The following is a 15,079-nucleotide window of genomic DNA, read 5'->3' on the forward strand; positions in this document are numbered from 1 at the left end:
TGATGGTTGAGAAAGGCTTGATTAAAATAAGGATCATATCATGCTGCACATTTTGGGGATTCGACATCATGGGCCAGGTTCAGCCCGTAGTGTCTGTAATGCTTTGGCACAGATCAAACCTGATTGTATTTTGATTGAAGGGCCACCTGATGCCAATGCCTTGATTGAACAGTTACAACATACCGATTTTCGTCCGCCCGTGGCGTTGTTGTTGAATACCCCAGCACAGAAAGAAACGCGTTCACAGGCGGTTTTTTATCCTTTTGCTGAGTTTTCGCCTGAGTGGCAAGCCTTGCAATACGCCGTGCAACAGCAAGTCGAGGTAGAATTTATGGATTTGCCTTTGCAGCATCGTTTTGCTTTGCAGCAACACTGGCAAACTGAAGCTCAACAGCGTTTAGATGCAGAGGAAGATGAACATACAGAAGAGGTTGAAGAGGATACTGAGGAGGAAATTGCATCTGATGTCGCAGAGAATGCATTGTTGAATGTGTTCGCCATTCGTCATGATCCGATTAAATTATTAGCACAACAAGCTGGTTATCAAGACAGTGAGCGTTTTTGGGAACATTTGGTTGAACAGCAACCGCATGCAGGTCAAATGTTTGTCGCCATTAGCGATGCCATGACAGCATTGCGTGACTATATCACGGAACAAACTGAACAGCCTTCAGTAGAGCAAGATACTGCGGCACGAACAGAGCAGTATCGTGAAGCCTATATGCGAAAAATTATTCGCCAAGCCGAAAAGCAAGGCTATGAAAATATTGTGGTGATTTGTGGCGCATGGCATGCACCTGTATTGAATGATTTAAAAGCAACACGAAAGGATGATACAGAATTACTAAAAGGTTTGCCGAAAACCAAAATCGAATCTGCGTGGATTGCATGGACACATGGGCGATTAAGTCGGGACAGTGGTTATGGCGCAGGGGTTCAGGCAGTCGGCTGGTATGCACATTTATGGAAGCATTATCAGCAGGCAGTTGATGGGCAGGTCGATGCGGAAAAAATCAGTATTGATTGGCTCAGTCAGTTTGCCCATGCCTTGCGTCAAGCAGGGCAGGATGCCTCAAGTGCACAGATTATTGATGCGGTGCAATTGATTCAATCTTTATTGCAACTGCGTGGGCGGCGCATTCCTGATTTAGAAGATTTGTTTGAAGTGATTCAATCGGTACTGAATCATGGTTTAGATATTCCACAACCTGTACTGAACAAACTGTTGCAAGATGAGAAACTGGGTCAAGTGCCTGAAGCTTTGCTTGAATTGCCGATCCAGAAGGATTTTTTGCAGCAGGTAAAGCACTTTCGTTTGAAGCTAGAGGCACCACATCGTGAAATTACTTTGGATTTGCGCAATGCTTTTGATTTGGAAAAAAGTCAATTCTTACATTGTATGATCTTATTGGGGGTGGCTTGGGCAGATTTAGCAGGCACGGGTTCAGGTCAGGGCAGTTTTAAAGAAGTTTGGCAATTGTCTTGGCAGCCTGAAAGCAGTTTGTATTTGAACGAAATGTCGTTGTGGGGCAATAGTATTGAGCTTGCCAGTCAAAACTATGTAGAGCATCAGCTCAGACAATCTGATGATGTCGCGCAAGTGGCATGTTGGATTGAGCACATTTTATTGTCTGGTTTAGATCAAAGTTTAGATGTTGCCTTAACCAAGTTAGATGAACTATCCACGCAGCATCAAGACCCAAGTGTGATTTTGGCGACGCTCAAACCGCTGATTACAGCATTACGTTATGGTAGCGTGCGCCAGTTATCCACAGTGCATTTGCAGCAAGTGGTCGAGCATTTAGCCATTCGTTTGATGCTGAGTTTGCCGAGTTACTGCTTACATCTCAATGCAGAATCCGCACAACAGTTTGCACAACAACTGCAAAGCTTATATGAGCTATTGGGACAACTGCAACAAGATGAACTGCTACAGCTATGGCAAGAGACCTTGCAGAAATTGTTGCAACACGAGCAGATGCAAGGCTATTTACATGGTTATTGTGTGCGATTAGCGCGCGAGCAACAGGTGTTGGATATTCCACAAACTCAGGCCTATTTGTCTCGTGCGCTGTCAGTCGGACAAACAGCAGATTACAGTGCAGCATGGTTTGAAGGCTTTTTAACGCATCAAGCACTGTTACTGATTCATGAACCCAGTTTGTGGATGATTGTACATCAATGGGTGGCTGGACTAGAAGAATCACAATTTATTGAATTATTGCCGATTTTAGCTAGAACGGCAGCCAGTTTTAGCCCTGCTGAGGCACAGCAACTGGTGCAAAAAGTGGCACAGAAACAGGTGGAACTCGTCGCGCAAACCACAGCATTGGATGTAGCGCGTGCACAAGCGGTTTTAGATGAAATTTATGCGTATTTACAGCCCGTTGCGGTGGAGAGTTAAATGAACATGAATCATGAATCAGCCACTAATATTGCGGAACAAGAACGCCGTTGGCGTTTAATTTTGGGGCAAGTGCCCAATGCCAATCAGCAGCCCGTCGGTTGGTCGGAACAAGACAGTCAAATGCAAGCCTGTTTGAACCAACTTTATCAAGCAGAGCAAGCAAATCAGCGTGGTGGCTTAGGGCGCTCCAGTCCCAAAGTGGCGCAATGGCTGGGGGATATTAGGCAATATTTTCCATCCTCAGTGGTCAAAGTCATTCAAAAAGATGCATTAGAACGTTTGAATTTACAGCAAATGCTGTTAGAACCAGAGTTATTGGCTAGTGTTGAAGTGGATATCAGTTTGGTCTCAACACTGATTTCGTTGAATCATTTGATGCCAGAAAAAACCAAAGAAACCGCCCGTATTGTGGTACGGCAATTGGTGGAGGAGTTGGAAAATCGGTTAAAACACCCCTTACAACAAGCGATACGAGGCAGCATCAATCGTTCAGCACATACGCGTCGTCCGAAGCGGTTACAAGATATTAATTGGCAACGCACCATTCAAGCCAATCTTAAACATTGGCAAGAAGACTTTCAGACCATTATTCCGCATGAGTTGCATGGTCATCCACGCCACCAAACTGCTTTGAAAGATATCGTCCTCTGTGTCGACCAAAGTGGTTCAATGGCACCCTCGGTCATTTATTCCAGTGTATTTGCAGCAGTGATGGCGAGCATTCGGGCAGTCAATACCCAAATGATTGTGTTTGATACCGAAATTGCTGATCTGACCCCGTTGCTGGAAGATCCAGTGGATGTGCTGTTTGGCACGCAATTGGGTGGCGGTACTGATATTGCCAAAGCGATTAAATATTGTCGTGGCAAGATTACTCGTCCAGAAGATACGATTTTTATTCTGATTAGTGACTTGTGTGAAGGCGGAGATGCTAAGCAAATGTTAAAACAGGTGGCAGAAATGCTCGAGAGTGGCGTGCAAGTGATTGCGCTGTTGGCATTGTCAGATGATGGCGCGCCGTGGTATGACACGCAACATGCACAGATTTTTGCGGATATGGGCATTCCAACTTTTGCTTGTACGCCTGATCAATTTCCTGAGTTGATGGCGACTGCGATTGAGAAGCGTGATGTACATGCATGGTACGCAACACAGCAATAAAATCTGTCATAATGCTCGTTTGGGCGGTGGTCAAATCATTGATGGCGCCAAAAGTTGTGGTAAATTGAGGATGTGGATGTGTTAAAAATCGTATTGATCGTAACGGTAATTTTAAGCTTGATTTTGCTGTTATTTTTATTATACCAAAGCCAAAAAATGCTACGTCATGTACAAAAACAGCAAGCATTAGAAAATAAGAAGTATGGTAAAGCTCGCCAACTCCATCCTAAGTTACAACAGCAAAAAAAACCTCAGGACTAACTGAGGTTTTTTGTTTTAATCATTTTAGCCGCACCAAATTCAAAACGATCTGGCCAATTGCAGACATCTGAGACAATACATTCGCCACATTTTGGTTTACGTGCGATACAGCAATAGCGCCCATGCAAGATTAGCCAATGATGTGAATCAATAATAAATTCTTTGGGAATCACTTTAACTAAACGATGTTCAACTTCGAGAACATTTTTTCCGACTGCTAAACCTGTACGATTACCAACACGGAAAATATGCGTATCAACAGCCATGGTCGGCTGACCAAATGCAGTATTGAGCACAACATTGGCTGTTTTTCGTCCCACACCCGGCAATGCTTCAAGTTCTTTACGTGTTTCAGGTACTTGTCCTTGATACTGTTCAACCAAGATACGGCAGGTTTTAATCACATTTTCCGCTTTGGAATTATATAAGCCAATGGTTTTTATATATTCTTTTAAGCCATCCACACCCAAATTGAGAATACTTTGCGCTGTATTGGCAATTGGATAAAGTTTATCGGTGGCTTTATTGACACTGACATCTGTTGCCTGAGCAGAAAGCATCACTGCAATGAGCAATTCAAATGGAGATGTGTAGTTTAATTCTGTTTGAGGATTTGGTCGTTGTTCACGCAACCGTTCAAAAAAGATTTGAATTTGCTTTTTGGTCATATTTTTAGTTGACATGTTAACCCTCCAGCAATTCGTTTAAGCGCTGTTGTAATTCAATCAGTTGCAGTTGTTTTTTCTCATCTGCACGTACGCTGAGCTGCTTTTCCAACTTTTTGATCTGTGTACGCAGTTTTGCTAACTCAATCGTGGTCTTTGCATCCAAAGCTGGAGTTTCAGCCACTTTTTCAGTCAAGGTAATTGCTGGGACATTATTGAGTTCTTGGGAGAATTTCGCAAAAAATGCAGCATCAATTTCAGCACGTACAATCGGGCCTTTACGATGAATTCGATGTTTTTCTTCACGTTGAATATGTGCATAGTAGCGATGTCTGAGATCATCTTGTACTTTGATCCGCTGCTCGTCGTTAGCAACTGGAGCTGTATCCTCAACTAGATCAATACAGTCAACAGGACATGGTGGAATGCAAAGTTCACAACCTGTACACAGGTCGGTCAAAATGGTATGCATGAGCTTACCACTGCCAATAATTGCATCAACAGGGCAGGCACTAATACATTTAGTACAGCCAATGCATTCATCTTCACGGATTACCGCTTTCATTTGCTGCGGACGTCCATCTGATTGAATATCCCAAACACTTGGTTCAGCGATCAATACAGGGCGTTTTAAAAGTGTTGCCAATGCATCAGCCACAGGTTGTCCACCCGGAACACATTTATTCGCTTCCTCACCTTCAGCAATCGATTTTGCATAGGGCAAGCATCCATCACGGTGCCCGCACAAACCACATTGTGTTTGCGGAAGTAATGCATCAATTTCACGAATGAGTGCGATAGAGGCGTCCATAGAACCAACAACTTGTTAAAACGACAGCGATGATGAAGAAAAAACAGCATAGGGTCAAGATAACTTTCTCAGTTGATTAGATTTGATTTCTGTACAGCTTTTAAGATTTCTTGATTAGAATGGAATTGAATAATATTAAAGTGCCGTAAAGCGGATTTTTATGCCAATCGTAACAATAATTTGGGGTGCATTAGCCATACTTTTGGTATGGGTGCTGTCTCATCCAAAAATAAGAAATAAACCTGTGTGGCGTGCAACAGTAACGCCATTGGCATCAATCATTGGTAGTGGTTTTCTGATCGCAGCACCTTTATTGAATGATTTAAGTGGTCATTATGCGATTTATGTGATGGTGACTTTATGCGTATTTGCGTACTCGATTGGACAAATTATTCGTTGGAATATTCAGCACGTTGAGCCTAACTTGGCTGCTCAACAAGATCGTCATTTATTGCAGATTGAGCGTTTAAGCGACATTGCGTTAACCGCAGCGTATGTACTTTCAGTCACTTATTATTTGTATTTGTTTTCATCATTTATTGTCAGAATTTTTTCCATTCAGTTTTCAGGAACAACACAGATCATCACGACAGTGGTTCTACTGTTAATGGCATTCTTTGGTTATTTCCGAGGATTTAAAATACTCGAAAAAATTGAGATTTTTGCTGTAAATATTAAGTTGAGCATCATTACTGTTTTTCTATGTGCTTTGTTGTTTTTCAATTTAGATCATCAAGCTCCCAGTCATGTACCTTCAAGCTTTGATATGAAGCATATTCCAATCATTATGGGTTTACTCATTATGATTCAGGGATTTGAAACCAGTCGTTATCTAGGAAAAGAGTATTCAGCAGAAATTAGAGTGAAAAGTATGCGCAATGCGCAGTTATTGAGTACAGGCATTTATATCATTTTCATTCTATTGTTTAGTCTAGTTTTTCAATTACATCCGCTTAGTGGTGAAATCTCAGATACCTCTGTGATTGATATTGCAAAGTATGTGTTTTGGGGTGCACCTATTTTCCTATTTATTGCTGCTGTAACGAGCCAACTCAGTGCTGCATTAGCAGATTTTGCTGGAAATGGGGGACTAGTTAATGAAGTCTCGCAACAAAGAGTATCTGTAAAAGTTGCTTATATTTTCATTGCTGCTGCGTGCATTTTTTTAGTTTGGTCATTCGATATTTTTGAAATTATTAGCTTTGCATCTAAAGGTTTTGCACTGTATTACTTTTTTCAATGTTTGAGTTCAATGTGGGTACATTTCCGAATAGCTAAAGCTAAGTTTGTGTTTTCACTGTGCGTTGGAATCCTGTGTTTATTGGTTGTATTGTTTGGACAGCCTTTTGAAAGCTAAACAGAGACATAATTAAAAACAGAGGCATTGTTTTGAAAATGCTAGGTAAAATTCCTCAAGCTATTGAGTCTAGAATTGTCATTTATCCTCTTTTTGATTGATAATAGTGCTATTTTTGATCGTTTTTGGTGCTATTTAATAATTTAATTTGAATTTTATAGTTTTTAATGTGGTATTTATAATATAAATAATGAATATTTATTTAAATATTTTATTGATAAATATAAATAAATTTTAAAAATAAGAAAAACTATACTCATGCCTAATAGCAAAGTATCTCTAATTTGTGAGATATTCTTTTTGGTGCATTTTTAGCACCATAATGAATCATTGTGTCGGGGGTGAGTGTTGAAATACAGCAGTTTAAGTGACTTCTTAGCTTATGTTGAAGCAAGAGATCCACATCAACCTGAATTTCTACAAGCTGTTGAAGAAGTAATGACAAGCTTGTGGCCATTTATACAGAAAAATCCAAAATATGCTGAACATGGTCTTTTAGAACGACTGATTGAACCCGAACGAGTGATTCAGTTCCGCGTATCTTGGATGGATGATCGAGGGCAAGTCCATGTTAATCGTGGATTCCGCGTGCAATATAACTCAGCAATTGGCCCATATAAAGGTGGTATGCGTTTTCATCCATCTGTGAATTTATCAATTTTAAAATTTTTAGGTTTTGAGCAAACCTTTAAAAATGCGTTAACTACTTTGCCGATGGGTGGTGGTAAAGGCGGTTCTGACTTTGATCCAAAGGGGAAGTCTGAAGCTGAGATCATGCGTTTTTGCCAAGCATTGATGTTCGAGTTATATCGTCATTTGGGTTCAAATACGGATATTCCAGCAGGAGATATTGGTGTTGGTGGACGCGAAGTCGGTTATATGACGGGCATGATGAAAAAACTAAGCAATGACACCTCGTGTGTGTTTACTGGTAAAGGTATTTCATTTGGTGGTTCTCTCGCTCGTCCTGAAGCAACGGGTTATGGTACGGTTTATTTCGCTGAAGAAATGTTGAAAACGCGTGGTGATAATTTCGTAGGTAAAATAGTTTCAGTTTCTGGCTCCGGAAATGTGGCGCAGTTCGCAGCAGAAAAAGCGATGTTCCTCGGTGCAAAAGTTGTGACTCTCTCTGACTCAAATGGTACTGTGTATTTGAAAAATGGCTTCAGTAAAGAACTTTTAGATGAAGTGATGGAGCTGAAAAATGTCAAACGTGGACGTATCTCAGAGTTTGCTTCGAAACACGGATTTGAATATTTCGAAGGACAAACACCGTGGCATATTCCTGTTGATATTGCTTTGCCATGTGCCACTCAGAATGAATTAAATGGTGAAGATGCAGCAGCATTACTTGCTAATGGTGTGATTTGTGTAGCGGAAGGGGCAAACATGCCATCTACACTTGAAGCCGTTGAAAAATTCGTTGAGGCGAAGATTTTATATGCACCAGGTAAAGCATCAAATGCAGGCGGTGTCGCGACATCTGGTTTAGAGATGTCCCAAAATGCGAATCGCTTAGGTTGGTCTTTCGAGCAGGTCGATGAGCGTTTACATGCGATTATGAAAGAGATTCATCGAAACTGTGTCAAGTATGGTACGCAAGAAGATGGCACAATCAATTATGTTGATGGTGCGAACATAGCTGGTTTTGTTAAAGTTGCAGATGCGATATTGGGGCAGGGCATTTATTAAGAACCCCTCTCAAACCCTGTTTAATAAATAAGGCTTTCCATAAAAAATCCGATGCTAAAGCATCGGATTTTTTATTACTAGAATACGATTATGGTTTTTTCACAATTTCTTGTTCAACAACCACATCTAATACATCTGCAATGCTAGATTGATCAGCAGCAGGATTTTTAATATCAAAACGTTTAACACGAACGATTACACGTTGATTTGGATTGTGCTCAAAACCTTCGATTTGGCCGTAATACAATGACCAGTTTTTATCTGCATAAGTTTTGATGCCTTTGTCATCATATTTTACTTCACGTACTTGCATACAAGTTTGTGGAGCAACACCTACACATGATTTAGTTTCTGGTGCGATTTCCAAGAAAACAGTCTTACCTTCAGATTGGTATTTAGTTTCAGGGGTCATTTTACCAACAAAAGTATATTTTTGACCTTTTGCATCCGTCAGTGTCATGCTTGGTGCGTGTAAATCAGTTGTATTTACTTCAAAAGGAATCTTACCCTTTGTTAATAATTGACCAGCAAATTGCTCTTGTTTCATTAATGCAGGATCACATGCCATTAATGTTGATGCACCATCACCAGTAATGATTTGACCATTTTCAACTTTCCAAGAGGTATTAAGGCGATTACAACCTGTATCTACAGAAAGGCGATCATTTGCCAAGAAACTCAATACGATTGGACGTTTGGTCTCAGCTGGCTGATACGACCAAGTGTAATTTGTTAATACATTATTACTTTCCACTTTAGTACCTGCAAATACGTGTTTTTGACCTTTGCTATCAGTTACAGTCAAGATCGCTTCACCATTTAAAGTGCTGATTGCAAACGGTACTTTTTTCTCGCTGAAAATATCAGAAGATAGGCGTTCTTGTTGCATTAAGTCATCTGCACAAGCCATCATTGTCGATACAAGTGGCGAAACAACAATGCTGTTGCCTTCAACTTTCCACGTACCACCTTGATTATTACAGCCAGTTTGGATTGAAAGTTTTTGATCTTGGCTAAAAGATAGCACTAAAGGTTTAGATGCTTTAGAACCTTGATATGTCCAATTATATTCAGTTAAGTTTTTCGCAGCATTCGTGTTAATTTGATTAATTACGTTATCACTAACGTTTTGTACTGTTTGACAAGCCATTAATGAAAGCGGAAGCAAAGCGAGAACTAAATATTTAATTTTCATATTTAAAAAACAACAGTTAAAAATAAACAGTAATAAGCTTAAATCATTCTTAAAAAAAGAAAATGCAATCCATTTATGGATTAAGTGTGTTAAATGTATTTATTTGTAAGTTTAAGATAAATAAAGGAGATTTGTAGGTTTGCTCTATTTAAAGCAAACCTAGTTTAGATTGGTTGATAAAATAATCAATTTAATCGAAACGATAAATATCCATACCCAGAGAACCCATCGAAAAGCTGCTATGTACAATACTAAATCGAACACCTGTCCCCATAGCAAAGAATAATGGCGCGAAGTGTTCAAGCGTTGGATGATTGCGTTGAACATAGGGCAACTCTGGCCAATTAAGTACTGCATCATAATCTTGATGGCTGAGTTTACTCACCACAGTATTACGGAAATTACTTGCCCAAAAAGGAACGTCTGCATCTGCATGCCATGAGAGTTCTGCTAAGTTGTGTGTGATACTGCCTGAACCAATTAATAAAATTTGTTGTTCTCTTAATGGTGACAATACTTGCCCAATTTTGTAAATCTCGTCTGCAGTCAATTTGATTGGAAGGGAGATTTCAATGACAGGAATATCTGCATCAGGGTACATATGCAGTAATGGCATCCATACACCATGATCGCGTGGTCGTGTGCTGTTAGCATGTGCAGCAATACCAGCATCAGCAAATAAACTCAGTATTTCTTCTGCCAAAGTCGGTGAACCAGCCGCAGGATAACGAATTTCATATAACTCAGGTGGGAAGCCACGGAAATCATGCCACGTTTGTGGTCTGGAAGAAGTACTGACTTCCAATGCCTGACTTTCCCAATGTGCTGACATCACAATAATGGCTTGAGGTTTTGGTAGGTTGATGCTTAAGCGATATAAAGCAGGGCCTACTTGTTCTGGATCAAGTGCAAGCATGGGTGAACCATGAGAAATAAATAATCCGGGTAAAGTCTGGAAATTCATAAATAAGCACCTGATTGGAATTACATCACTATCGTGACAAAATCAGCGGGAGAATGACAGCCGTTAAACTTCAACAGATTGTTCTATAATCAGAACAATTTGGCTTAAGTCATGCACGGTGATAAGGGTGATTATGGTTAATACTCATTGCCCGATAAAGTTGCTCAATCAACAAAATACGCACCATTGGGTGAGGCATGGTTAGTTTTGATAAAGACCAATGCCAAGCCGCAGCTTTACGAACGGCATCTGAATGACCATCAGGTCCGCCGATTGCAAGCGCAACGTCATTGCCTTCAAGCATCCATTGTTTCATGGTGTCGGCGAGTTTTTCCGTACTCAGCTCGCGTCCACCGACTTCAAGTGCAATGAGTGTTTCATTAGGTTTCAGTGCATTTAAGATACTTTCACCTTCGATTTGGCAGTATTTTAAAATATCTGCTTCAGAATCATTTTTACCTCGTTTAGCCATCGGTAATTCAATGACCTGAGTTTGCACAAATGGTTGGATGCGTTTGAAGTAGTCTTCAAACCCAGTGAGTACCCATGCAGGCATTTTTTGACCAATGGTGAGAATTCGAATTTTCATAAAAAAAGTAATGTGGAAAATATAGAGACATTATAAACATTCAACTTGTTTCATGGCGGTTTAATTGAATGTTTACTTGTCATAAAAACTTCAGAATCATGGTTTATGCTTCCACATAAAAAACGCAGCTCAAAATGTGTATGAGCTGCGATTAAAGTGTTATCCGTCTGGAGTTCAGATAACACTAAAATTAGTTTAAGAGTCAGAATTTAGCCTTTCTTTTTATTGACTCTATTTTATTATGCAATAAATTGATCATTTTTCAACCTGATTATGTAACAAAAAAAGAGAGCCTAAGCTCTCTTTTTATATAGTACTGATTTTTAGTGACGCGCTGCTTTTGCATCTTCTACTGGTTTTACAATAGGTGTTTTTGGCAAAGGCTTTGGCGTGTCTGTTAATGCTAAAGGTAAGATTTCATCAATGCTTTTCACCGCTTTGATTTCTAAGCCTTCTTTGACATTGTCAGGAATTTCAGCCAAATCACGTACGTTATCTTGCGGGATAAATACGAGCTTAATGCCACCACGGTGTGCTGCAAGAAGTTTCTCTTTTAAACCACCGATGCGCATTGCACGACCGCCAAGACTTGTTTCACCTGTCATTGCAATATCTGGACGAATTGGAATGCCAGTAAATGCTGATACAAGGGCAGTGGTCAGAGCTAAACCAGCAGATGGACCATCTTTTGGTGTCGCACCTTCAGGTAAATGCACATGTACATCGGTCTCATCAAAACGAGAAGCCTCGATACCTAGATCATCAGCGCGGGTACGTACCACAGTCATTGCAGCAGTAATTGATTCTTTCATTACATCACCGAGCGAACCCGTCGTAATGAATTTACCTTTACCTTTTACCGCAGCAACTTCAATCGTAAGTAATTCACCACCGACCGAAGTCCAAGCTAAACCATTTACACGACCAACTTGTGCTTCATCTTCTGCCATACCAAAGTCAAACTTATGTGGACCTAGGTATTCTGGAAGATTTGCAGAAGTCACATCAACTTGTAAGTTTTTAGACTTCTTGCTTACCGCTTCTTTAACTACTTTACGTGCAATTTTCGATACTTCACGCTCTAGGCTACGAACACCTGCTTCGCGTGTATAACGTTGTACGATGTCACGAATTGCTTCTTCATGAACAGTCAATTCTTTGGCACGTAGACCATTATTCTTGATTGCTTTTGGAACAAGATAGCGCTCAGCAATATTTACTTTTTCATCTTCGGTATAACCCGGTAGACGAATCACTTCCATACGGTCCAATAAAGCTTCAGGAATATTCATACTGTTTGCAGTACAGATGAACATCACTTCTGACAGATCAAGATCAAGGTCTAAATAGTGATCATTGAATTTATTGTTCTGTGATGGATCGAGCACTTCAAGTAATGCAGAAGCAGGATCACCACGGTAGTCTTGCGCCATCTTGTCGATTTCGTCGAGTAAGAACAGTGGGTTCTTTACACCAACTTTTGTCAAAGATTGCACAATTTTACCCGGCATCGCACCGATATAGGTACGACGATGACCACGGATTTCAGCTTCATCACGGACACCACCAAGTGCCATACGAACAAACTCACGGCCTGTTGCTTTGGCAACTGACTCACCAAGCGATGTTTTACCCACACCTGGAGGACCAACTAAGCAAAGGATAGGGCCTTTCAGTTTCTTCACGCGAGACTGAACTGCAAGATATTCAACAATACGATCTTTAACGTCATCTAAGCCGTAATGATCCGTATCTAGAATTTCTTGAGCTTTCGCCAAGTTGATACTGACTTTGCTCGCCTTATTCCAAGGAGTATCTAGAATGACTTCTAAATAGTTGCGAACAACAGCAGCCTCACTTGAAGCGGGTTGCATCGCTTTGAGCTTACGGAATTCAGCATCAGCTTTTTTGCGTACATGCTCAGGTAGATCAGCTTCTGCAAGACGTTTTTCAATCTCAGCTACATCATCCTCAGCACCGCCATTCATATCGGAAAGTTCACGTTGAATGACTTTCATTTTTTCATTTAGAAAGTATTCACGTTGGTTCTTTTCCATTTGACGTTTTACGCTGTCATGTAACGTTTGTTCAATTTGCTGCTCAGCAGATTGATTCATCAAATAATTCATCAACTCTTGTAGATGAGCTTCAAATTCGTCGTGTTCTAAAAACTTTTGTTTCACTTCAATATTTAAAGGCACACGAGTCGCCACGAAGAACATAAGTTGTAATAAGTCTTCGATTTTATTTGCAGCTGCAACAAGTTCACGCGCATTACGTAATTTTGCTTCTGCATATTGAGCAAATAGAGTACGTAATTCATTTAAGCGAGTCTCTTGTGCTTCTTTATCCAATGGAACATTCATTGGGCTTAAATGATGCTCTGCTGTCAGATATTCTTCGCCATCGATAATGCGCTCTAACTTAGAACGGTGTAAGCCTTCGATCAGCACTTTAATACAGTTTTCATCATTTTCATGATTCACAACTTGTACGATTTTAGCCACGGTTCCATATTGATAGAGATTATCGTGATCAATTTCTTCTGTAAGCGAATCTTTTTGCGCAACTACAAATACTAAATTGTCACTGTTACGAGCCACATCCACTGCATTGATCGATTTTTCACGACCCACGAATAGCGCGATTTGCATGTGTGGATACACCACAACATCACGTAACGCTAATAGTGGTAATACACTTGGAACCTGCGGCTCTAAGCTTGTTTCATTATTCATAATATATTCAGACATGGGCACTCCTAATGAGTGACAACGGTGTTGCCATGTTTTTTATAGTGATGTGCATTTCAAAAATTACAAGGGTTTTACAAGAGAAATTATAAAAAAAAGACTAAATTGGTCGACTTTCGCCTACAAATTCATAGAAATTAGAGACTAAGACTTGAAGTAATAAATTTTTTCAGGAGTCAGTAAGGCATTTAGCGGCTGATCCCATTTCTGTCTAAATAAAGGTTCATTTATATATTGAAATGAATGCGCGAGACCCAATCGAAAAGGCTGATGTGGTGCTGTTGCCAAAGTACGATCATAAAAGCCACCTCCCATACCGACTCTTGTTCCGAAATAATCACATGCTAATAACGGCATCACCAGTAAATCTAATTTAGATACATGCTGTCCGCGCGTTGCCATAGGCTCTTTCATACCAAGCGGATGGTGAGAGAAACGCTTATTGAGATATTGGTTTGCACTGATTTTTACCCAAACAAGGTTTTGGTTCATCGAGCAAATCATCGGTAAATATACTTGCTTCTTTTGTTTAAAGCAGAGCTCAATTATTTTTCGTGTATGTACTTCACCGAAAGCGTGTAAATACAATCCGATTTTTTTAGATGATTTAAATTGAGGACAGTATCTCAATTGATTTAATACTTGTTGTTCGATTTGTTTATGTTGAACAGGGCTAATTAGTTTTCTTTTTAATCGAAGTTGTTTTCTTAGTAATTTTAAACTGCTGTTCATACGGGTTCAAACATCATTTACTCCTCTAAATCATACTCGATTTGTTCCAAAATATTTAAAACAAAATGATGATTTTTATGTGTGGAATTAATCTTTTGGTTTGTGATGTTTTGTTAATTTATTTTACCATTTGGTTTATTTAATATTTTGTTTTATAAGTAAAAATTATTAATTTATTAGAGTTATTATTCTATTTGTTGTGTCATTCATGAAATAAAAACAAAAGAAAACAATTTGAAACATTTTGGTTTTTTATTAATTTAAATCAATGATTTATATTTTTATTTATTTTTAGAATATGAGAAATGTGTCTCACATTTAAATTATATACATTTGTATATTCTTTACCAGATTACTCGGTTTGATTAGCATCCGCCGCTCTTTTTTTAGCGGCGACACTAAAAATGCAGTTTCGCATTTTTAGACCATCAATAACTGTAGTAATTATCTGAGAATTTTTATGAATAAAGTCTTTGTACACGACAAAAAAAG

Annotated in this window: 12 protein-coding genes; 5 read left to right on the top strand and 7 right to left on the bottom strand. The window is 39.6% G+C overall.

What is annotated here, in order from left to right; translation table 11 throughout:
• Window positions 1–40: 40 nt before the first annotated feature.
• The 3 genes from IO68_RS30365 to IO68_RS30375 all read left to right on the top strand — a co-directional run bounded on the left by IO68_RS30365 (window position 41) and on the right by IO68_RS30375 (window position 3,829).
• Complete coding sequence (locus IO68_RS30365; RefSeq protein ID WP_023014013.1) at window positions 41–2,404, top strand: DUF5682 family protein; 2,364 nt, start codon at window positions 41–43, stop codon at window positions 2,402–2,404.
• The gene (locus IO68_RS30370; protein WP_023014014.1) at window positions 2,405–3,568 is read left to right on the top strand and encodes a VWA domain-containing protein; all 1,164 of its coding nucleotides are present in this window, start codon (window positions 2,405–2,407) and stop codon (window positions 3,566–3,568) included.
• A 78-nt stretch (window positions 3,569–3,646) separates the two neighbouring features.
• Window positions 3,647–3,829: a hypothetical protein gene (locus IO68_RS30375; RefSeq protein ID WP_023014015.1), complete on the top strand. Its 183-nt coding sequence runs from the start codon at window positions 3,647–3,649 to the stop codon at window positions 3,827–3,829.
• On the opposite strand, the gene nth is transcribed toward IO68_RS30375, so the two are convergent.
• Window positions 3,826–4,512: an endonuclease III gene (nth, locus tag IO68_RS30380; RefSeq protein WP_004880878.1), complete on the bottom strand. Its 687-nt coding sequence runs from the start codon at window positions 4,510–4,512 to the stop codon at window positions 3,826–3,828. The two genes, IO68_RS30375 and nth, sit on opposite strands and share 4 nt — an antisense overlap.
• Before the next feature lies 1 nt (window position 4,513).
• The gene (locus tag IO68_RS30385; protein ID WP_023014016.1) at window positions 4,514–5,305 is read right to left on the bottom strand and encodes an RnfABCDGE type electron transport complex subunit B; all 792 of its coding nucleotides are present in this window, start codon (window positions 5,303–5,305) and stop codon (window positions 4,514–4,516) included.
• Between the two features lie 160 nt (window positions 5,306–5,465).
• Here IO68_RS30385 and IO68_RS30390 point away from each other — a divergent pair, with 160 nt between their 5' ends.
• Entirely contained in the window at window positions 5,466–6,662 is a 1,197-nt protein-coding gene (locus IO68_RS30390; RefSeq protein WP_023014017.1) for a hypothetical protein, read from the top strand.
• 345 nt (window positions 6,663–7,007) lie between these two features.
• Window positions 7,008–8,354 carry an NADP-specific glutamate dehydrogenase gene (gene gdhA / locus IO68_RS30395; protein ID WP_007483680.1) on the top strand — a complete coding sequence of 449 codons (1,347 nt, stop codon included), beginning with the start codon at window positions 7,008–7,010 and terminating at the stop codon, window positions 8,352–8,354.
• Between the two features lie 88 nt (window positions 8,355–8,442).
• Here the strand turns inward: gdhA and IO68_RS30400 are convergent, their stop codons facing one another.
• The 5 genes from IO68_RS30400 to IO68_RS30420 form a co-directional block, all read right to left on the bottom strand.
• Window positions 8,443–9,549, bottom strand: a complete 1,107-nt coding sequence (locus tag IO68_RS30400) for an META and DUF4377 domain-containing protein (protein WP_023014018.1) — start codon at window positions 9,547–9,549, stop codon at window positions 8,443–8,445.
• Window positions 9,550–9,739: 190 nt separating this feature from the next.
• Window positions 9,740–10,513 carry a DODA-type extradiol aromatic ring-opening family dioxygenase gene (locus IO68_RS30405; protein WP_023014019.1) on the bottom strand — a complete coding sequence of 258 codons (774 nt, stop codon included), beginning with the start codon at window positions 10,511–10,513 and terminating at the stop codon, window positions 9,740–9,742.
• Window positions 10,514–10,622: 109 nt separating this feature from the next.
• Complete coding sequence (gene rlmH / locus IO68_RS30410) at window positions 10,623–11,102, bottom strand: 23S rRNA (pseudouridine(1915)-N(3))-methyltransferase RlmH (protein ID WP_007483624.1); 480 nt, start codon at window positions 11,100–11,102, stop codon at window positions 10,623–10,625.
• A 323-nt stretch (window positions 11,103–11,425) separates the two neighbouring features.
• A complete protein-coding gene (lon, locus tag IO68_RS30415) occupies window positions 11,426–13,855 on the bottom strand; it encodes an endopeptidase La (protein ID WP_023014020.1) in 2,430 nt (809 codons plus the stop codon).
• A gap of 144 nt (window positions 13,856–13,999) precedes the next feature.
• On the bottom strand, window positions 14,000–14,587 hold the full coding sequence (locus tag IO68_RS30420) for a 5-formyltetrahydrofolate cyclo-ligase (RefSeq protein ID WP_023014021.1): 588 nt from the start codon (window positions 14,585–14,587) through the stop codon (window positions 14,000–14,002).
• Window positions 14,588–15,079 lie beyond the last annotated feature (492 nt).

The organism is Acinetobacter sp. COS3, from assembly GCF_000475335.1.
Classification (GTDB): Bacteria; Pseudomonadota; Gammaproteobacteria; order Pseudomonadales; family Moraxellaceae; genus Acinetobacter; species Acinetobacter venetianus.